18 protein-coding genes and 1 pseudogene are annotated in these 20227 nt (G+C 45.1%); 3 read left to right on the top strand and 16 right to left on the bottom strand.

Translation table 11 applies throughout. From position 1 onward, the window contains the following. Positions 1 to 156: 156 nt before the first annotated feature. Positions 157 to 1173, bottom strand: a complete 1017-nt coding sequence (locus L2744_RS08215) for a hypothetical protein (RefSeq protein WP_248991452.1) — start codon at positions 1171 to 1173, stop codon at positions 157 to 159. A 356-nt stretch (positions 1174 to 1529) separates the two neighbouring features. Beyond that, a pseudogene (locus L2744_RS08210) lies at positions 1530 to 1706 on the bottom strand (IS91 family transposase); the annotation flags it as partial. Positions 1707 to 1822: 116 nt separating this feature from the next. On the opposite strand from L2744_RS08210, the gene L2744_RS21555 reads away from it, so the two are divergent. Further along, positions 1823 to 1954 carry a hypothetical protein gene (locus L2744_RS21555; protein ID WP_283103925.1) on the top strand — a complete coding sequence of 44 codons (132 nt, stop codon included), beginning with the start codon at positions 1823 to 1825 and terminating at the stop codon, positions 1952 to 1954. A gap of 876 nt (positions 1955 to 2830) precedes the next feature. Here L2744_RS21555 and L2744_RS08205 read toward each other — a convergent pair. Next, on the bottom strand, positions 2831 to 4369 hold the full coding sequence (locus tag L2744_RS08205; RefSeq protein ID WP_248991451.1) for a M17 family metallopeptidase: 1539 nt from the start codon (positions 4367 to 4369) through the stop codon (positions 2831 to 2833). 219 nt (positions 4370 to 4588) lie between these two features. On the opposite strand from L2744_RS08205, the gene L2744_RS08200 reads away from it, so the two are divergent. Next, positions 4589 to 6049 carry an aminoacyl-histidine dipeptidase gene (locus L2744_RS08200; RefSeq protein ID WP_248991450.1) on the top strand — a complete coding sequence of 487 codons (1461 nt, stop codon included), beginning with the start codon at positions 4589 to 4591 and terminating at the stop codon, positions 6047 to 6049. A gap of 148 nt (positions 6050 to 6197) precedes the next feature. Here the strand turns inward: L2744_RS08200 and L2744_RS08195 are convergent, their stop codons facing one another. After that, entirely contained in the window at positions 6198 to 7130 is a 933-nt protein-coding gene (locus L2744_RS08195; protein WP_248991449.1) for a DMT family transporter, read from the bottom strand. Positions 7131 to 7222: 92 nt separating this feature from the next. On the opposite strand from L2744_RS08195, the gene L2744_RS08190 reads away from it, so the two are divergent. Further along, on the top strand, positions 7223 to 8128 hold the full coding sequence (locus L2744_RS08190) for a LysR family transcriptional regulator (protein ID WP_248991448.1): 906 nt from the start codon (positions 7223 to 7225) through the stop codon (positions 8126 to 8128). A gap of 44 nt (positions 8129 to 8172) precedes the next feature. On the opposite strand, the gene dinB is transcribed toward L2744_RS08190, so the two are convergent. From dinB to L2744_RS08130, 12 genes are all read right to left on the bottom strand, one after another. Then, the gene (gene dinB, locus L2744_RS08185; protein ID WP_248991447.1) at positions 8173 to 9249 is read right to left on the bottom strand and encodes a DNA polymerase IV; all 1077 of its coding nucleotides are present in this window, start codon (positions 9247 to 9249) and stop codon (positions 8173 to 8175) included. 139 nt (positions 9250 to 9388) lie between these two features. Beyond that, positions 9389 to 11392, bottom strand: a complete 2004-nt coding sequence (locus tag L2744_RS08180; protein ID WP_248991446.1) for a methyl-accepting chemotaxis protein — start codon at positions 11390 to 11392, stop codon at positions 9389 to 9391. Between the two features lie 297 nt (positions 11393 to 11689). Next, complete coding sequence (gene bfr, locus L2744_RS08175) at positions 11690 to 12157, bottom strand: bacterioferritin (protein ID WP_011918791.1); 468 nt, start codon at positions 12155 to 12157, stop codon at positions 11690 to 11692. 9 nt (positions 12158 to 12166) lie between these two features. Next, positions 12167 to 12640 (bottom strand): bacterioferritin, encoded by a 474-nt coding sequence (gene bfr / locus L2744_RS08170; RefSeq protein WP_248991445.1) that lies wholly within the window; start codon positions 12638 to 12640, stop codon positions 12167 to 12169. 241 nt (positions 12641 to 12881) lie between these two features. Further along, positions 12882 to 13106: a (Na+)-NQR maturation NqrM gene (gene nqrM, locus L2744_RS08165; RefSeq protein WP_007645837.1), complete on the bottom strand. Its 225-nt coding sequence runs from the start codon at positions 13104 to 13106 to the stop codon at positions 12882 to 12884. An 11-nt stretch (positions 13107 to 13117) separates the two neighbouring features. Further along, entirely contained in the window at positions 13118 to 14161 is a 1044-nt protein-coding gene (locus L2744_RS08160; RefSeq protein WP_248991444.1) for an FAD:protein FMN transferase, read from the bottom strand. Positions 14162 to 14259: 98 nt separating this feature from the next. Beyond that, the gene (gene nqrF / locus L2744_RS08155; protein ID WP_248991443.1) at positions 14260 to 15516 is read right to left on the bottom strand and encodes an NADH:ubiquinone reductase (Na(+)-transporting) subunit F; all 1257 of its coding nucleotides are present in this window, start codon (positions 15514 to 15516) and stop codon (positions 14260 to 14262) included. Positions 15517 to 15562: 46 nt separating this feature from the next. After that, positions 15563 to 16171 carry an NADH:ubiquinone reductase (Na(+)-transporting) subunit E gene (gene nqrE / locus L2744_RS08150; protein ID WP_006080469.1) on the bottom strand — a complete coding sequence of 203 codons (609 nt, stop codon included), beginning with the start codon at positions 16169 to 16171 and terminating at the stop codon, positions 15563 to 15565. 5 nt (positions 16172 to 16176) lie between these two features. Next, entirely contained in the window at positions 16177 to 16809 is a 633-nt protein-coding gene (locus L2744_RS08145) for an NADH:ubiquinone reductase (Na(+)-transporting) subunit D (RefSeq protein WP_248991442.1), read from the bottom strand. Then, the gene (locus L2744_RS08140; RefSeq protein ID WP_248991441.1) at positions 16809 to 17597 is read right to left on the bottom strand and encodes a Na(+)-translocating NADH-quinone reductase subunit C; all 789 of its coding nucleotides are present in this window, start codon (positions 17595 to 17597) and stop codon (positions 16809 to 16811) included. Before L2744_RS08140 ends, L2744_RS08145 begins: the two co-directional genes overlap by 1 nt. Next, complete coding sequence (locus L2744_RS08135) at positions 17590 to 18789, bottom strand: NADH:ubiquinone reductase (Na(+)-transporting) subunit B (RefSeq protein ID WP_248991440.1); 1200 nt, start codon at positions 18787 to 18789, stop codon at positions 17590 to 17592. Before L2744_RS08135 ends, L2744_RS08140 begins: the two co-directional genes overlap by 8 nt. Continuing rightward, on the bottom strand, positions 18789 to 20123 hold the full coding sequence (locus L2744_RS08130) for a Na(+)-translocating NADH-quinone reductase subunit A (RefSeq protein ID WP_248991439.1): 1335 nt from the start codon (positions 20121 to 20123) through the stop codon (positions 18789 to 18791). The genes L2744_RS08135 and L2744_RS08130 overlap by 1 nt, the downstream gene beginning before the upstream one ends. Positions 20124 to 20227: the final 104 nt, after the last annotated feature.

The raw sequence follows: 20227 nt of genomic DNA, 5'->3' as shown, positions 1-20227 counted from the left end.
TCGAATTAGTGAGTTTCGAATTAAAATTTCTATGGGTAACGCCGCATTAAGGTGTGAGCAACACTACCATCAAAACTAAACCATACCACTGTAAACACAAAACCCAACGATGGAATGAGAAATGCCAAGCGTTGGGAATCACTCTTAAATGCTTTGTTATGTGCGTGCTCGACTCAAGCGCTCTGATACATGTTGTGGATAATTTCCAGTGAAATACTCGACGATCAACGGATTTCCAGTTAAGAAATGTCCCGTTAACTCCAACCAAACATCTTTGCTGATTTTCCCATCAAGTTTGAATACTTTTTGAGACTTTGCTTTAACCAGATTTGTATTTTTGTTGGCAAAATTAAAGTCCAAATCCCTTCTTGAAAAATACTCGTCATGCGTATAAAAATGAACCGCACCATCAAAATGACGAAATGAGTTTGATTCAAGGTCAAATTCTGCATGGATATACTTTGCTGGGTAATAAGTACTATTTTGAAATTCAACTAACACATTTTCATTACTAAACTCCAGCGCCTGAAATGTTTTAATCTGCCCTTTCGTGTCCCACTTTATATCAAGACTGTATTTGTCATTAAAGATAAAAGTTATAAGCCTTTGTTCAATATCCATCGGTGGTCTTAGCTTTGATATACCGTCCTTGATACTTGAAATATCATCTTCAAAAGGAGCGCCAAACCAAGTATCGAGCTCAGCATAGCCATAATCACTTACATCAAGTTTTGCACGGTCATAATCCAACGCCACTGAGACTTCAATCCCCTCTAAGTCTAGCTCCCATATTTTTGCTACAAATAATGGAGCCCAATTATTAACTGGATGCATACCTCTTCTGAGTAAAGGCGTCAGCATGAGCATATAATTATTTGTATATAAATAACCTTCTCTCGATTTTTTTTCGTAGCTCTGGAATAGTTGCTTTAATTTTACTAAGTTATCTTTGTCACGATTAAGCTCAGGAGCCAATATAGACACCAAGTTTTTAAAACAAACTGTCAAGCCAACAGGATCTGAGTATTCAAAATTCTCCTTAGAAAGAGAATACCCACATTTCTCTAGACTATCCGATATTGACTTAGCATTAGCAGAGTGTTTATCAAGGAGGAACATCTTCATTTCCTCTCTTTGACGATAGTACTGCTCCATCATTTCATCTTCAGTCACAACCTTTTCCTTCAAAGCACATAACGTCTTAGTATTTATGCGCTGCGCTGTTTGCAGGGCATAAATCGCTTGTTGGACTTGGCCGCTGCCACATCCGTGTAAATGGGTATAAATGATGCTATAGGAATTTGCTTTTTTGCGGTAGCGGTTTTTTATACAGTTTAGAGGGTAATCACTTGATATCGTTTTAGCTTTCTCATTCTTTCAAGCTCACTTTTGACTGGCTAAGGCGCGTGGTCCACTACATTCCAGCCCAGACTCAGGCCAACTCTCGCACCACATCCCCTCATCGGCTTGCGCCCATAAGGCTGGCTGCTTTTCGCTGTCGATCATTACGCTACGTCTTTATGGCGTGGTTATCCTGACATGCGTACTGGCTGACCTTGGTTGTTTATCATCACTACCGACTGCGGCCTTATCAGCCCAATAAACTGTAAATGACCTAGCTGGCATTGCGGACATGGCCACGAACGGTCCTCCTTAACCAAAGGACTCGCCAATACCACCTGCGGTTTACTTAATTGCGGTTGGATAAAACTGATAAGGCCAGAGCTCTGTAGCATTACTAAAATTGGGTCAACATACTGATGTTGAAGTGAGCTAGATGCCACTTTGCTAACGAGGAATGGGGCAAAAAGCTTTTAGGCAAATGAACAGTTCAATGGTCGCTAAGATTGCCACTGTTGCAACAGTGACCGTTGGCGACATGGATGTCGCCGTCGAGCCTATAGGGATACTTATTTTGAAAGAAATAGACGGCGAGTCACTGGGGAAACAGTGACAATTTATGTAGCACAACTGACGATAAAGTCATCTTGCTTTGGGGCAATAGCTTTTTAGCTAAACGAACAACAATAGGGTTAGTTAAGATTGGCATTGTTGCACCAGTGACCGTTGGTGGCATGGATGCCGCCGTCGAGCCTATTGGGATACTTTTTTAAATGAAAGGACAATGGATCACTGGTAAATAGTAACAATTAATCCAGCACAACAAACGACAGGCAAAAAAAAAGCCTGCTCAATGAGCAGGCAAAGACATATTTCAAGCGTCCCTTTCGGGGAAGTACATTACCGCGCTAGCGGAAAAACCTGGCATACCCATGCAAAAACACCGATATGCTACTTGAGTCTAAACACGCCAAAAAAGGCGATACAAGGGTTGATGGATGATGGAAACGCAAACTTTAAGGAGGGTTAGGCCTTAAAGCTCATGGCGAATAAACCGCCACGCAAAACATCAGTGTTAAACCAAGTGTTCTGCCAATAAAAAGGGTTGTTGCCTGTATAAGACATAGTCAATGCTCCTAAATTAGTTGTGATTAAGTACTCTAGTGAAGCTTGGCTCGGTTCCTTGGAACTAGAGATTCTCAAATCCGTTGAGACGACTTGTCACTCGGGTCCTTGGAGAAAAATATCCATCCTGGATAGACTAGAGAGGAAAGGCGTAGTGCCTAATCCACGAAAGCAATTATATGGATTTGTAGTTTTATTACAACCTTTATTTGTATTTTTTTTGATTAACGCTTTTTAATGTAATTAAATTACACAATTTTAGTGTGGATAATGGTGATTAGCTTCACATAAAAACAGAAATAATCATGTAAACACTTAATAAGTAAGATATTACAGAATTATTTCTATTTGTTACCACAAATCGTTAGCGATTGATCAGATATTGATACAAGCCCACCAGCGGACTAGCCGTAGGTTTGCCATAGAGCGGATCGCCTTCGGTCGCGCTGCCAGCAATATCTAAGTGTGTATAAGCCAAGGGAATTGGTGCATTTACGCCATGATCAAATAGCCCAGAGGCTTTCAGTAAAAACGCCGCGGGATATTGATGTCCGCGAGCGGTAATCGATGATGGTGCATTATTGGAAGATAATATTTCAGCAGCGCCAGACACATCGCGGATCTTGGCAAAATCCTCTGGGCGCAAGGTCGACACTTCAAAGGGTTCGCCCCACTGACTCGCCTGCTGTTGTAAAGTGACAGCGCATTGCTGCAGACTTGCCACCGAGTTTTCTACCGCCGCGGGATAACTGCCATAACAACGCACAACGTGACCCGTGAGTGTTGCTACCGAAAACAGCTCAGGCTGCACCGCCGACACGGCTTTAATCCGTAAATGGCTCAGTAAATCCGCCAGCACTAAGCGCCCTTCGGCATCCGTATTACCAATACGCACTCGCACACCCGCATGGCTGGTAATGATCTCATCGGTGACGAAGGCTTCGCTGCCAATGCTGTTGCGCACTAATCCTAACTCGGCAATCACCCGAATACCCTTAGGTTTAAGCATTGACAGGGTTTTGAATAAACCCGCCACAGCAGAGGCGCCGCCTTTATCGCGGCTCATGCCTGCCATAGCGCCACCGACTTTCAGATCTGCGCCGCCAGTGTCGTAAATTACGCCCTTACCCGCAAACAGGAAAGTGCGAGTCACTTGCCCCTCAGGCAGATACTCTAGTTTTACCACGCGTGGCTGATGACGACCAACGGCAAAAGAAGAACGCGCTACCGCACTTAGCAGCGGATAGTCACGCTCTAAAATATCTCTGTCTTCCACCACCGCGGTTTTGATCACGCTGTCCGCGAATGATTGCAGACAATAACCGGCAAAGGCTTTAGCCGACATACGCTCTGGCTCAGTACCACATAAATCCCGCGCTAATACGCGTCCCGCCTCTAAGGCATTGAGTAAATTGCTGTTATGGGTTGACGAAGATAATAACCCTATGGCCTCAAATGCAGGCATTAAGCCTGTCGCTTCACGTAGCTCTAAGGTTTGCCATAACTCTTGGCCGCAAGCTAATGCCGCCACCTCTGAAGCAAAACCAAAACGCACATCCTTAGATGGCACCACATATAACAACGGACGTTTTGCACCTGCGTCTTTTGCAATGGCAATCGCCGCCCTTGCAGCATCAGCATACACACGTACATCGATATACTCATCGCCCACTTGGGTGACGGGCGCAATGATCAAACGACCTCCCGCAAGCCCTGGGGCAAACAGTAATGTCGGGCTCTTACCTACGCGCTTATCCACGTGGGCACCGTGCTGAGCCAATAACCCTATCTCATCAAAACCGATGGAGTCCAGATCTGGCGTCACCACCACAACCGCATCCCAGCCTTCACCATCAAAAATGGCATTTTCTGCTTTTACATCAACGAAGTTAACTTGAAACATGACCCATCCTTTTTCATTATTGTGTCTGCATTATTCCCGCTCTATCGCCTAATTACCAATCTAAAAGCGGTATCAACACTTCCAGAAAAAACCGAACTGGAAACTTTGGCTGCCAGCTCAACAAAAGCCTGTGACATCAAGATTATTAGGCTGCACAGAATGTGGTAGAATGGCCGCAAATTTGCCCTATACCCACAAGACCTTATGAGGGACACTCAAGTGACAGCCTTAAGTCAGTTATACCCGCAGCCATTATGGCAATGGTTTGAACAAATCTGCGCGATTCCCCACCCTTCTAAACACGAGCAAGCCTTAAGCCAGCACATCCAAGCGTGGGCGAAAAGCAAACAACTTGCCGTAGTTGAAGATGCCGTTGGCAACTTGATCATCCGTAAACCCGCAACACCGGGGATGGAAGATCGTAAAATAGTGGTTATTCAAGCCCATATCGATATGGTGCCACAAAAAAATGCCGATAAAGTGCATGATTTTACTAAAGATCCTATCGAAGCCTATGTGGATGGCGATTGGGTTAAAGCCAAGGGCACAACCTTAGGTTCAGATAACGGTATCGGCATGGCATCGGCTTTAGCCATTTTAGGCTCTGATGATATCAAGCACGGCCCATTAGAAGTGCTGCTGACGATAGATGAAGAAGCGGGCATGACAGGCGCTTTTGGTTTACAGGCGGGCATGTTAGACGCTGACATTCTGATCAATACCGACTCAGAGCAAGAAGGTGAGATTTACATGGGCTGCGCCGGTGGTGTCGATGCTCAAATCACCCTGCCTATGGTGTGGCAAGCCTCTGAGCAAAGTTACTCGGCCTTTAGCCTGCACTTATCTGGCTTAAAGGGGGGTCACTCTGGGGTAAATATTCACTTAGGTCGTGGCAATGCCAACAAGCTATTGGCGCGTTTCCTCTTTGAAAACGCAGATGATTTAGCGTTGGAGTTGACCCAATTTAGCGGCGGTTCCCTGCGTAATGCGATCCCACGGGAAGCCAATATCAGCTTTATGTTGCCAGAAGAAAACGTCAGCGCCTTAAACGACAAAGTCGCTGAGTTTGAAGCGCTTATCCGTACCGAATTAGCCATTGCCGACCCAGATATGCGTTTAGTGTTAAACACTATCCCAACGCCCAAACGCGTCATGAGCGAAAACAGCCAAAATACCCTGATCGATTTGCTGCATGTTTGCCCGAACGGCGTGATCCGCATGAGCGATGAAGTCGAAGGTGTCACAGAAACCTCACTCAATGTTGGGGTTATCAGCACTAACGATGAAGAAGTCACTATCCTGTGCCTTATTCGCTCACTGATCGATTCTGGTCGTACCCAAGTCGAAGGTATGTTAACTGCGCTGACCAACTTAGCCGGAGCCGATATCGATTTAAGCGGTGCCTACCCAGGTTGGAAGCCAGATAACAGCTCGCCTGTAATGGCGATAGTGCGTGAAACCTATCAAGATATTTACCACAAAGAGCCTGTGATCATGGTGATCCATGCGGGCCTCGAGTGCGGTCTATTCAAGAAACCCTATCCAGAAATGGACATGGTCTCGATTGGGCCTACTATTCGCTATCCACACGGTCCAGACGAAATGGTAAACATCACCACTGTCGGCCAATATTGGACATTGTTACTGGCAGTGTTAGAGCGAATCCCAGTTAAAGCTTAGTAAACTCACACTAAAGCCGCGCTTTATACGATAAAGCGCGGCTTTTTATTTTCTTCTTTCCAGTTGATATACATTGCTGGATCAAGTTTACCGATTAACTAGATAGCTGCTACAAACATTGACTCACCTAAGCCGACCTCAAAGCAAATTAACAGCGCTTAACCACTAACCCCCTTGCCGAGCGTAAATTGACCAACATAGGTAACATCAGCGCGAGGATCACTATCGCCATGCCCACCAATTGAATTTCCGTCACCGCCTGCCCCATGGCTAAAGCGGTTAATGCAGCAAAGACAGGCACTAGATTGAAAAAGACCGATGCCTTAGCAGGGCCAAGCGCCTTAACTCCATTAATCCAGAACAGATAACCGAGCACAGTGGCAAATAGACCGATGTAGAGCACGCTGGAAAAGGCTATCGTCGACAGTCCCATCAGCTCCTGCCAAGGGTGAAATTCACCTCGACCTAGCCCAACCAAGGACATAGACACACTCGCAGCAATCATACTCAACAAGGTAAATGGTAGCACTGGCAACCAATGGCCGATCCGTTGCGAGCAAATGGTATACCCACTCCAAGCGAACATTCCCGCAGCAACCATCAAGTCACCTTGGTTAAAACTAAAATTGAGCAATTGCTGCAAACTGCCGTTAGTGATAACCAGCAGCACGCCAGCCAAGCCGACCACTAAACTAAACACTTGTTGCCGACTAAGCCATTCACGCTGCAATAGCCCATTGACTATCGAAGTGACGATCGGGCTGAGTGCCATAATCAAGGCGCCATTGGCCGCAGAGGTGTGTTGTAGACCATTAAATAAGGCGAGGTTTAAACCACCAACACCAATCACGCCCACCAACGCGATGACTGTGTATTGCCCCAAGCTCAATTTGGGCCAAGCTTGACGCGTAAAAGCGATATATAACGCCAGCGTGACTGCAGCTATGGTAAACCGCCAGAAAACGAGGGATTCTCCCGACATCTCCTCCAGCACTCGCTTAGCAATGGGAAACACACTGCCCCAGCTAAAAACACAAATCAGTAGACAAACGAATGTCAGGTAAGGGGTATGGGATTTCATATCTGCCTCTTGGGAGGGAATTGGGATTGAGCTTAGTTTATAAGTTTCATATATTATTAAAACCAGCAAGATTGAGAGCTTAAATTCCAAATATGAAACTTAATTATTCCCTAGACGATATGCGTTTATTTTGGGTTGTGGCACAGCAGGGCAGTTTTAAGCTCGCGGCTGAGCATTTAGGTATTCCACCGTCTACCTTAAGTCGTCGAATCAATCTATTAGAACAGTCTTTAGGGTTGCGCTTACTGCACCGAGACGCCCATAGGGTAAATCTTACCGCCACAGGTCAGCGTTATCTCGAACGCTGCGGCCCGCTGTTTATCGAGTTAAACCAAGTGTCTGGTGAGCTGCATGCGGATAAACATCAAGCGGTTGGAAAACTGCGGATCTCGGCACCTATCAACACCACCTACCGCTACCGTTGGCTGGGGGAATCACTCAACGCCTTTCAATTACGCTATCCTAATATTGATATCGATTTAAGCCTGTCGAATATGAATATCGATGTCAGTGAAAACGCTATCGATATCGCCTTTCGGGTTGGCGAACCTAAAGATCCCGACTGGATTGCGAGGCCACTCACCACCATTAGCTTTGTGCTTTGCGCCAGTAGTTCGGCAACTCAATGGCATTGTCTGCAATCCATCGATGAACTCGAACTGCATCCATTGATCATCGCAAAACCGGTAAAAATATGGCGCTTACAGCACAATGTGAGTGCACAACTATGTGAATATGAGCCGAGGGGCAATATCAAATTAGCCGTCGATGATATGGCTATCGCCAGTCAAGCAGTAGTGGCAGGGCTCGGTATCGGACTATTGCCGATCAGCATGGCGAGTGAACAAATAGCAAGTGGCAAGTTAGTCCAAATCCTTCCCGAGTGGCAAGGTATTCCGCGCACCGCCTATTTGATGTATCGCGATCGGGATAACCTCCCCTTACGGGTTAGGCTCTTGATTGATTTTATGCTGGCAAACCCACCTTCGGCTTATTAAGCCGATTCAGCTTTCGCGTTAAGACTTATCGACTCAATAAATGGCTAGAGCGCTAAATCAAGCTGAGTCTGGGTATTTAATTTTGATGCGACATCAAGTGTTGAATCGGCTAATCCTACAGAAATACCCACGAGTCGGATCCCTCGAGCATCCTGCCTGACTAATGCCTGAGTGAGGAGATCATAAAACATGTTCACGGAAACCTCCTCACTGCGATGCTCTATGGTGGTTTGTTTAAAATCGCTAAACTTAAGTTTGACGACTTGCTTATGGATCTTTCTATCCTTAGCGCTGCGGCTTAAACGTAAGGCCAACTCTTGGATTAATCCCGGCATCACCTGCTGGCACTGTTCTAAGGTATAAATATCCTTGGCGAGAGTGGTCTCAACGCCAACGGATTTACGCTCTCGATCGATGGAAATACCCCGTCCATCAATACCATGGGCGCGCTCAATTAGCACTGCACCAAATTTACCAAAACGGGAGAGTAACTCTTGTTTTGAATAAAGCTGCACATCACCACAAGTGTTTAACCCAAGGGATGCCAACTTTTCAGCGGTGACTTTACCCACACCAGGAATTTTACGTAGCGATAAGGTCTTAACAAACTCAGGGACCGTCTCTGGAGTGATCACATATTGCCCATTAGGCTTATTCAGATCCGAGGCAACCTTTGCCAAAAACTTCACTGGTGCGATACCTGCGGAAGCCGTTAAACCCGTTTCGGCCAAGATATCGCGGCGAATAGCCTCGGCAATTAAGGTTGCAGAACCCTTATATTGTTGGCACTCACTGACATCCAAATAGGCTTCATCCAAGGAAAGTGGTTCTATCAAGTGGGTGTAGCGGGAGAAAATTTCACGAATTTGCAGTGATACTTCTTTATACACTTGCATTCGTCCCGGGACTAAAATCAGCTCAGGACAAAGCTTAAACGCGTAGGCCGTTGCCATGGCCGACCGCACTCCAAATTTACGCGCCTCATAACTGCAAGTGCTAATAACACCGCGACGCTCGCTACTGCCGCCCACGGCTAAAGGCTTGCCACGGTACTCGGGAAAGTCGCGCATTTCCACTGCCGCAAAATAGCAGTCCATATCGATGTGAATAATTTTTCGCACGTTGAATTCCTCCAACGCCAAAATACTGTATATAAAAACAGTAATCAAGTATTCTGTACAACTAACCATCCAATAGACTTACCCGCAGATAAAACAAAAGGAGCCTAGGCTCCTTTTATTGATGACGAGTCGTCTGAGATCAGATTTTGAATTGCCCAATATTTAAGGTGAGTTTACGGGTAACATGTTCAAAACCCTGTAGACTTTGCGATAGATCTTGGCTCGATAGCAAAGATTGATCCGATAAACCACGGACATTCTCGACATTTTGCGCCACTTCCTCGGCCACCACGGCTTGTTGACCAATTGCCACGGTAATTTCTACCGTTTGCTGTTGAATAGACACAATGGCATTTGCGATATCATTTAATGCTTGCTCCACTTGGGTTGTCAGATCCTGACCCGCTTTAGCCTGCTCGACGCCAGATTCCATGACTTGCTCTGCCTGTAAGGCACTTTGCTGTAACGTCTGAATAATAGTTTGAATATTGGCGGTGGAATCTTGAGTTCGCGATGCCAATGTCCGAACTTCGTCAGCCACTACCGCAAAACCACGACCTTGCTCTCCCGCACGCGCCGCTTCAATAGCCGCATTGAGCGCCAGTAAATTAGTTTGCTCGGCAATATTACGGATAACACTTAGCACCTCACCGATTTGCTCTGAGCTATTACGTAAGTGTTTAATCACTTTTGCAGCCTCAATGACTTGTAGCGACAGAGCTTTCATCCCTTCAGTAGCACGGGAAACTATTTGCGTACTATCCTGAGCTTGCGTTTGCGCCTTCTGTGCAAAATCATTTGCCCTTTGTGCACTGACCGCCATCTCTTGGCTAGTTTGCGCCATTTGCGTTGCCGCTGTTGCCACTGAATCAATTTGCTGTTTCTGCGATGACACTGAAGATACGGCTAATTCACAAACCTGTCGTGCATCCTCCACCCCTGTGCCCACTTCCTGAGTTAGGGTGCGGGTATGCAATAACATATGTTGGACTTTTTCAGCGAAGCGATTAAAGGCATCACCGAGTTTACCCAGCTCATCTTCTCGATCCATTAAAATGCGTTGAGAAAGATCGCTATCACCTTGAGCAATATCCTCCATCGCATCCAATAGCTTAGATAACTGACGTCTAAAGGGGAGCAACATTAACCAAACCGTTATTCCGACTAACAGCATAATACCTACGGCAACCAAACACGCATTCCAAAAGGCCGCAGTCACAGGTGCTTCTATCACCTCATGGGGCAACATAAAGGCTAAGTGCCACTTTTGCTTAGGATACTCTCCACCGACAGACACAAAGGTTACCCGCTGGGGCACCCCATTAAAGGTCACTTCAGCAAAGCCTTGATGTTCCCGTTGCATCTGTTGACTTAGCACGGAAAATCCCGAGGTATCTTTAAACTGGCTGTCCACTTGACTGGCTAAAGAGCCCGGTGGAAAACGCTCAGAAAATCCAGGGAAATAAACCAGCTTACCTTCATCTGTCATCAAAAAAGCTTGACCAAAATTGCGGTATTTGATCGGTGCTAACAATGATTTGCCAATGGTATCGATCAAAATATCCATGCCACCGATACCAATCAACTCACCATTTACACCATAGACTGGAGTTTTAACCGTAGCAGAAATAGAGCCATCGTTAGCATCGACTGCAGGATCACCAACAAAGAGTCCACGTTGATCAATGGCTTCCTGCCACCAAGGTCGTTTATTGGTGTAGTAATTGGGATCGCCATCAAAACGACCATTCAGATCAAAATATTCAAACGTATTGGCCGAACCAAAAAACACGGATTTAATATCGGGATCGCGCTCAGAAAACGATTTGAAATAACGAATAATATTTTGATATTGGCTATCTGCGGTAAGATCGCTGGCACGGGCACGATACTGGCTAAACCAATTCACTAAACCTGGCTCGGCAAATACTGAGTGGATCACCTGACCCTTAGCAATAAAATAACCACTGATCTCATTGGCTTTTAAGGCAACAAGTGCCGAAATATCCTCATCTACTTGCTTGCGAGTATTATTACTTTCTTTCGTTACCAGCAAAACGGCAACTAAGGTGAGGAGTACAGCCAAGGCACTGACAATAGTGACAACCAACTGCAAACTTAGAGAACGTTTAATATATCCCATCAATTTCCCCGTCTGACTGACAATATTTAACAACATAAGGCGCAAAAACAGTTTTACACGGTAACAATTTTTACGGGTCAACAACAGGTGAAATTATCAGAAAAAACGTAAACAAGTATTTGTAAAGAAAAGATATTAACTATATAACAGAACTAGCTAAACTTAATGGGGATCACAGAGGATGAATTGGTGAGATTGAACTTTTACAGTCAATTAGACTATATACACAGTGTGAAAAATAAACTCTATTACAAAAGTGAGATCAGTGAGAACAACTCACTGATCTGGATAGCGCTATTACATCTTAGTCTGCAGATAGTTTTGTAGCCCAACACGGTCAATAAGTCCGAGTTGTTTTTCGAGCCAATACATATGGTCAGACTCAGTATCGTCAAGTAACACTTCAAGGATTTCTCGGGTTTGATAATCCTGCTTCTGCTCACACAGGGCGATCACTTTACGTAAATCATCCGCGACCTTATATTCGTAGGCGAGATCATTACGCAGCATCTCTTCAACATCTTTACCTATGTTCAATGCCTCACGGGCAGCAACATTGGGCGTACCTTCGAGAAATAAAATACGCTGTACTAATTTGGCTGCATGGGCTTTTTCATCATCAGACTCGTGGGCAATTCGTTCATAGAGTTCATTTAAACCCCAATCTTCGTACATATGGGCATGGACAAAATACTGATCCATCGCCGACAATTCTCCCGTAAGGAGTCGATTTAACGCATCGATGACGTCTTTATCACCTTTCATATTCCGCTCCTATTGGTCGCTAATTTGCGATTGCAGATAATTTTGAATACCCGTTAACGAGATCAGCTCCTGTTGAGATTCGAGCCAATCTAAATGTTCTTCTTCGTCTTCAAGAATATCTTCTAATAAATCGCGGCTCACATAGTCCTGCTCGGCTTCACACAGGGCAATGGCCTCGCGCAGCAGAGTTAGCTGCCCTTGCACCATGGCATAGTCACAATTGAGCATTTCTTGACTGTGTTCACCAATGCGTAGCTTTTCAAGCTGCTGTAGATTCGGTAACCCTTCCAAAAACAACACCCGTTCGATAAGTTTATCGGCGTGCTTCATGTCTTGAATGGATTTCTTATATTCGACGTGGTTTAGCTTCTCAAAGCCCCAATGTTTAAACATACGGGCATGGAGAAAATATTGATTGATGGCCGTCAACTCACAGGTAAGCACCCGATTCAGTTGCCCAACCACTTTTGGATGACCTTTCATAAGTTACGATCCTTGATAAGCGTGAAAAGATTGATCTAGATCAAGCTTCTAGCCTAGTATAATTTGACCACAAATTCAAATTATCTTTATATTTCATCTATTTAATGATAACAACCATTCTCATTTTCGCTTAGATTAGCCCGCTATCTTACTCATATTGCTGTAGTTAAATTCTTCTAGGCTTAGCATTAGGCAAAAAAATAGCCCCCTAGGTAGGAGGCTATTGTCTAATGAAGACTCTTTAGATAATACGGTCTTTAGTTAACTTCTCTCGGCGCGCTTCTTCAGCAGCCATTCGACGTTTACGTTTGTCGCAGGGATCATCACAATCACACGCTTTTTCAATCCCTAGGACACCTAAACCGCCACAACTTCCCTCAACGGCTTTGCGCTTGATAAGATAACCTATCGACATCAGCAAAAAAAACAGTAATAAAATCACAAATGCCGCGATAAAAGTGCTCATGTTTACTCCAACTACTTAAGGAAAGGCTTGAAGGCGTCACTGTAATAGACTTTAAATCCTTCGCCTTGCTTTTCTATTAGCATTATCGCCAAGTGTTCCTTCTTGGCAAGCTCCAATGATGCTTCTGTGCCCAAAACCATCATCGCCGTCGCAAAACCATCCGCGGTCATACAGTCTTTATGCAGAACAGTGACAGAGGCTAGCTTATGATTAACGGGTAAACCAGTACGTGGATCGATAATATGGGTAAAACGTTGGCCGTCTTCCTCGTAGTAATTACGATAGTCACCAGAGGTCGCCATTGCCATAGTTCCCGGCTCAATGACCTGTTGTACCGCCACGCCGCCATCGGTAGGTTGCTCTATAGCAACGCGCCAAGAACTACCATCCCCCTTTGTGCCTTTAATATTAAGCTCACCGCCAATTTCGACTAAATAACCAGCCGCATGATATTTCTCTAAAATAGATGCCACTTTATCGACGCCAAAGCCCTTGGCTATCGAGGAGAGATCCACATATAAATGGGCGTTGTGTTTACTTAGACGGTTACCTTCAATAGAAAGTTCACTAATACCCGTTTTGGCCTTAGCCGCATCGATATCGGCCTGCGTCGGCACTTTAGTCGGACGTTTATCCGGCCCAAACCCCCATAAATTAACCAATGGCCCAAGGGTAATATCCAATGCTTTATCGGTGACCTCGTATAAACGCATACCTTCTTTTACCACTTTAATGGTATCGGCAGACACCTCAACACTCTGCTCTAATGGCAACTGGTTGAAACGGGAAAGTTCTGAGTTAGGTCGATAGGTCGACATTTGGTCATTAATCAACTCAAGAGCGAGATCTATTTCCGCTTGTAATAACTGCACGCTTGGCATTTGTTCATTGGTCACCACTTTAATGTGGTATGTGGTTCCCATGGTATTACCCGCTAGGGAAATGACCTCGTCCTGTTTGGCACAACCCGAAATAAAAAAGGCCAGCCCTAGGAGGACTAGCCAGTTAAATGAATACTTTAACACTGAAGTTTTTAACGCTAAGGTCTTCGACATAGTGACCTCCTACTCTTATTTGGGCCCTTAAATGCAAAAGTTGCAGATGAGAGGTTATCCTCAACATCTGCAACTTTTCTATCTAGGACTAATGAACATTAGCCGCCGAAGTCATCCAACAGAATGTTTTCGTCTTCGACACCAAGATTTTTCAACATACCAATTACGGCAGCGTTCATCATTGGAGGTCCACACATGTAGAACTCACAATCTTCTGGTGCCTCATGGTTTTTCAGATAGTTTTCATACAGAACATTATGAATAAAACCTGTGTAACCATCCCAGTTATCCTCGGGTTGAGGATCTGAAAGCGCCACGTGCCATACGAAGTTGTCATTCTCAGCCGCGAGGCCGTCAAAGTCTTCTACATAGAACATTTCACGCTTAGAACGTGCACCGTACCAGAAGCTCATCTTACGCTTCGACTGAAGACGCTTCAATTGGTCGAAAATGTGTGAACGCATTGGTGCCATACCCGCACCACCACCGATAAACACCATTTCTGCATCGGTATCCTTCGCGAAGAACTCACCGAATGGACCAGAAATAGTCACTTTATCACCCGCTTTTAAGCTCCAAATGTAAGATGACATCTTACCGCAAGGCAGTGTCAGATTACGGGGTGGAGGCGTAGCAATACGCACGTTCAGCATGATAATACCGAACTCTTCTGGGTAGTTAGCCATTGAGTATGCACGGATAGTTTCTTCATCAACCTTAGATTCAAGATTGAAGAAACCAAAGTGTTCCCAGTCGCCACGGTATTGTGCAGGTACGTCGAAATCTGCATATTTAATGTGATGTGCCGGTGCTTCGATTTGGATATAACCACCCGCACGGAACGGTACTGATTCACCATCAGGAATTTGCAGCTTCAGTTCTTTAATGAAAGTGGCTTTGTTATCGTTAGAGATAACAGTACATTCCCATTTCTTGATACCGAAGATTTCTTCGTCAAGCTCGATTTCCATATCGTTTTTGACGTTAACCTGACAAGAAAGACGACAACCTTTACGGGCATCACCTTTACTGATGTGATCAAGTTCTGTTGGCAGAATATCACCGCCACCAGACTTAATGACCACGCGGCACTGACCACAAGAACCACCACCACCACATGCACTCGATACGAAGATACCGCTGTCAGCGAGAACACCTAACAACTTACCGCCCGCACCGGTTTTAATCGCTTTTTCAGGATCGTCATTAATGCCGATCGTGATGTCACCGCTAGCCACTAACTTAGATTTAGCGAATAAAATCACTAATACCAAGATGAGGACGATAGCAGTAAACATACTCACACCGAGATAAACCTCGAGCGGAGTAGATTTAAAAATACCAAGAATATCCATTAACTTATCCTTAGAAGGTCCAATTCAAGAAGCCGTTGAGTGTCTCTTACAGAGACACACCAGAAAACGACATGAAACCTAAGGCCATTAAACCTGCGGTGATAAAGGTAATCCCTAAACCACGTAGGCCGTTAGGCACGTCGGCATACTTCAGCTTCTCACGGATACCGGCCATCAATACGATAGCTAATGCCCAACCCACTCCTGAGCCGAAACCAAATACCACACTTTCGCCCAGTTTGTAGTCACGCTCAACCATGAATGATACCGCACCGAAAATCGCACAGTTCACAGTGATCAAAGGTAAGAAAATACCTAAGGCGTTGTACAAAGGAGGAAAATATTTATCCAGTGCCATTTCTAATATTTGAACTAAAGCTGCAATCACACCGATAAAGGTAATGAATTTCAAGAAGCTTAAGTCAGCTTCAGGTGCGCCAGCCCAAGCAAGTGCACCAGGAGCTAACAGCCCTTGATAGATAACTTGGTTAGCAGGAACAGAGATAGTTAACACTACAACTACCGCAATCCCTAGGCCCATAGCAGTTGTGACCTTCTTAGATACTGCCAAGAAAGTACACATACCAAGGAAGAAGGCCAGTGCCATGTTTTCAATGAAAACAGAGCGAATTAACAGGCTAATATAATGTTCCATCGCACTTACCCTTTTGCTTCAACTTGCTCTGGCTTATAGGTACGAATAATCCAAATCAGAATACCAATTAGGAAGAACGCACTCGGAGGCAGTAATAGCATACCGTTAGGTTGATACCAGCCACCCTCAGAGATCTTGTGCAGGATTTCAACACCGAATAGAGAACCGTTACCAAACAGTTCACGTACGAAGCCAACAGCCAACAGAATCACACCGTAACCTAAACCGTTACCGATACCATCCATAAAGCTCATCATTGGCGGTGTTTTCATCGCATAGGCTTCAGCGCGGCCCATTACGATACAGTTGGTAATGATCAAACCAACAAATACCGATAACTGCTTAGAAATCTGGTAAGCATAAGCCTGCAGCAATTGGTCAACCACTATTACCAAAGAGGCAATAATGGTCATCTGTACGATGATACGCACACTGCTTGGAATATGATTACGGATTAACGAGATAAACAGGTTCGAAAACGCAGTTACCGCAGTTAATGCCAACGCCATTACCAGTGCAGTTTCGAGCTTACTCGTCACCGCCAGAGCACTACATACACCAAGGATTTGTAGCGCAATCGGGTTATTGTTGATTATAGGTCCAGTCAGAACCTGTTTCAGTTCTTTAGCGTCAGACATTAGCTGAGACCTCCATTGCGTGCTTTTTCAATGAAACTCGCAAAACCTTCTTTACCTAACCAGAATGTCAGTGAATGTTGCACACCGTTACTGGTTAATGTCGCGCCAGATAATGCGTCTACACCATACTCAGAGCTAGCCACTGCTGGGTTTTTGGTTATGCTGATAGCGAGTTTACCTTGCTCATCGAATAACTTCTTACCGTGCCATTTCGCTTTCCACTGTGCATTTTGCACTTCGCCACCTAAGCCTGGGGTTTCACCATGCTCATAGTAGACTAAGCTTTGCACTGTATTTAAATCGGCATCCATAGCGAGGAAGGCATACATAGTAGACCATAAGCCATAACCATGGATTGGTAGGATCACGCTGGTTAATTTACCTTGATCATCACGAACCAGATAAACCACAGCATTCTCAGCAACACGTTTGATTGAGGCAATATCATGCTCAGGTACAAATGAGGTCTTCACATCACGTGACGCTTTGCGTTGATCAAATGTATCAGCGTCAACACCTTCTACCCAATCACCCGTTTTTAAGTTAACGAGTTTGGCTTCGATGTGTTTGCCATAAGTTTCCAAAATTTGCGCTTTGGTTACTTTGCCCGCTTTAGTATCGATAAGACCTGCGGCCTCCAGAATGTACTTTTGCTTATCGAGCAGTTTGTTTTCCGCTTGAGTTGGGCGCAGTAACACAGCTGCAGTAGACACAAATATCGCACAAATTAGACATAAGCCAACGACGATAAATAACGTTCTGCCGAACGAATCTTTATTACTAGCCACGGGCAATCCTCCGCTTGATATTTGCCTGAACCACGAAGTGGTCGAACAATGGCGCGAACAAGTTAGCAAACAAAATTGCCAACATCATGCCTTCTGGGAATGCAGGGTTAACCACGCGGATAAACACCGCCATTGCACCAATCAAGATACCGTATGCCCATTTAGCTTGGTTAGTAAATGACGCTGACACAGGATCTGTCGCCATAAACATCATGCCAAATGCAAAACCACCTAACACTAAGTGCCAGTACCAAGGCATTGCAAACATTTGATTAGTATCACTACCAATCAGGTTCAACAGGGTTGAAATTGCAATCATACCCACCATCACGCCACCAACGATGCGCCATGACGCGATACGGGTATAGATGATGACTAAACCACCTAATAGAATCGCTAAGGTTGAAACTTCACCCACGGAACCTGGAATGAAACCAAAGAAGGCATCCCACCAGTCTTGGTTGAAGGCATAGTCTAAACTGCCCGCCGCCGCTTGGCTCAGTGCAGTTGCACCTGAGTAACCATCAGCCACAACCCATGTAGTATCACCCGACATGTTCAGCGGATAAGCGAAGAACAGGAAGGCACGACCCGCAAGCGCAGGGTTTAAGAAGTTACGCCCCGTGCCACCGAATACTTCTTTCGCCACGACCACACCGAAGGTGATACCCATTGCCACCATCCATAATGGGATAGTTGCAGGTAGCGTTAAAGCAAACAGGATAGAGGTCACGAAGAAACCTTCGTTAACTTCATGGCCGCGGATAGAAGCGAACAGAACTTCCCAAATGCCACCGACGGCAAAGGTCACCGCATAGATAGGTAGGAAGAAACAGGCGCCATACCACATCAATGCTGGCCAGCCAGAGTTTGCGGTCAGTTCAGTACCGAACAGGCCGAACAAGCTCACTTGCCATACATCGGGTGTCGCAAAACCGGCGATTAACGCTAATTGTGCTTGTAAACCTACGTTATACATACCCACGAACATCGCAGGGAATGCACAAGCCCAAACCGTAATCATCATACGTTTTAGGTCGAGGTTATCGCGAACATGGGTTTTACCTTTGTTCACTTTACCTGGCGTATAAAAAATGGTGTATGCCGCTTCAAATAGGGCATAAAACTTTTCGTATTTACCGCCTTTTTCAAAGTCGGGTTCAATACGTTCGAAAAAATCTTTCAAGCTCATTAGCCTTCCCTCTCGATCGTATCTAGACAGTCTCGCAGATATGAACCGTAGTCATATTTGCCTGGACATACGAACGTACACAGTGCGAGATCTTCTTCATCCAACTCTAACGCGCCTAAAGTAGCAGCACCGTCAAAATCACCTGAAACTAAGTCACGCAGCAACATAGTAGGAAGAATATCCAATGGCATCACACGCTCGTAGTTGCCAATCGGCACCATAGCGCGATCTGAACCGCCCGTGCTCGTTGTCATACTGAACAAACGAGAAGGTGTCATATGCCCAAGGAATGCACGAGTAATAGAGAATTTGTTTGAGCCTGGTAATACCCAACCTAAAAACTCTTTCTCAGTGCCTTCTTCTAGCAAACTCACTTGAACGTGGTAACGGCCTAAGTATCCTTGAGGACCCACGGCAGTACGGCCATTCAACACAGAGCCAGAAATCAGACGCACATTACCCGCTAAGGTTTCACCTGCGGTTAATTCCGCCATGCTCGCACCCAAAACTGTACGTACCAGTCTTGGTTTAGCCGCTTTAGGACCGGCAATAGCAACAACACGTTCAGTATTGAGTTCACCCGTAGTAAATAGCTGACCGACGGCTATTACATCTTGGTAACCAATATGCCAAACAGTACGTTTTGCAGAAGCTGGTAATAAGAAATGGATATGAGTACCCACTAAACCCGCAGGATGAACACCAGCAAATTCTTCAACTTGGGCGTTTGCAACAGGAATATCGGCGCCAGGTGCTTTACAAAGGTAAACCTTACCTTCGGTGAGTCGTGCTAAGACCTTAAGACCATTAGCAAAATCTTCTTTATGCTCACGGATCACCACAACAGGATCGGCAGCATGGGGTTGAGTATCAATTGCGGTTACAAAAATACCAGCGGCAGATGAATCTACAGCAGGAACTTTGCTGAAAGGACGTGTACGCAAAGCAGTCCATAAACCTGATTCAATCAGATTGTTACGGACCAATTGCGAGTCGAGCGTATCGAGAGCAGTGGCGTCATACTTAGCAAAGGAAACGCTGTCGTTTCCTTCCACTTGAATAACAACAGACTGCAACACACGCTGGGCGCCCCGGTTAATGTCTAATATAGTACCACTGGCTAAAGCCGTATATTTAACGCCTAAATTCTTCTTATCTTCAAAAAGAACCTGACCTTTTTGTACTTTATCGCCCACTTTGATCTTCATTGTAGGACGTAAGCCAATATACTCTTCACCCAAAGTAGCTACATGTTTAATGGCTGGGCCATTATGGATAACTTGCTCTGGTCCGCCTGCTATAGGCAGTTCCAATCCTTTCTTAATTGTAATCATATCCACAAGCACTACGTTTTGAAGGAAAGACAATGCGCCGCGTTCCTGCTAAATACTGAGGTTTTAAATAAAACCTACTGCATTGAGCTAGCGCAGATTTATCA

The organism is Shewanella profunda, assembly GCF_023283765.1.
GTDB classification, from domain to species: domain Bacteria; phylum Pseudomonadota; class Gammaproteobacteria; order Enterobacterales; family Shewanellaceae; genus Shewanella; species Shewanella profunda.
The sequence above is the reverse complement of the archived record's forward strand: the minus strand, read 5'-3'. Positions and strand labels throughout refer to the sequence as shown.

What these genes read in the sequence shown, in the direction of transcription:
- L2744_RS08205 (WP_248991451.1), bottom strand. Translation starts at nt 4,369, where the DNA reads ATGTTTCAAGTTAACTTCGTTGATGTAAAAGCAGAAAATGCCATTTTT.
- nqrF (WP_248991443.1), bottom strand. Translation starts at nt 15,516, where the DNA reads ATGGATATTCTTGGTATTTTTAAATCTACTCCGCTCGAGGTTTATCTC.
- L2744_RS08190 (WP_248991448.1), top strand. Translation starts at nt 7,223, where the DNA reads ATGAAACTTAATTATTCCCTAGACGATATGCGTTTATTTTGGGTTGTG.
- nqrM (WP_007645837.1), bottom strand. Translation starts at nt 13,106, where the DNA reads ATGAGCACTTTTATCGCGGCATTTGTGATTTTATTACTGTTTTTTTTG.
- L2744_RS08195 (WP_248991449.1), bottom strand. Translation starts at nt 7,130, where the DNA reads ATGAAATCCCATACCCCTTACCTGACATTCGTTTGTCTACTGATTTGT.
- L2744_RS08160 (WP_248991444.1), bottom strand. Translation starts at nt 14,161, where the DNA reads ATGTCGAAGACCTTAGCGTTAAAAACTTCAGTGTTAAAGTATTCATTT.
- L2744_RS08130 (WP_248991439.1), bottom strand. Translation starts at nt 20,123, where the DNA reads ATGATTACAATTAAGAAAGGATTGGAACTGCCTATAGCAGGCGGACCA.
- L2744_RS21555 (WP_283103925.1), top strand. Translation starts at nt 1,823, where the DNA reads ATGAACAGTTCAATGGTCGCTAAGATTGCCACTGTTGCAACAGTGACC.
- L2744_RS08180 (WP_248991446.1), bottom strand. Translation starts at nt 11,392, where the DNA reads ATGGGATATATTAAACGTTCTCTAAGTTTGCAGTTGGTTGTCACTATT.
- bfr (WP_011918791.1), bottom strand. Translation starts at nt 12,157, where the DNA reads ATGAAAGGTGATAAAGACGTCATCGATGCGTTAAATCGACTCCTTACG.
- nqrE (WP_006080469.1), bottom strand. Translation starts at nt 16,171, where the DNA reads ATGGAACATTATATTAGCCTGTTAATTCGCTCTGTTTTCATTGAAAAC.
- L2744_RS08145 (WP_248991442.1), bottom strand. Translation starts at nt 16,809, where the DNA reads ATGTCTGACGCTAAAGAACTGAAACAGGTTCTGACTGGACCTATAATC.
- L2744_RS08135 (WP_248991440.1), bottom strand. Translation starts at nt 18,789, where the DNA reads ATGAGCTTGAAAGATTTTTTCGAACGTATTGAACCCGACTTTGAAAAA.
- bfr (WP_248991445.1), bottom strand. Translation starts at nt 12,640, where the DNA reads ATGAAAGGTCATCCAAAAGTGGTTGGGCAACTGAATCGGGTGCTTACC.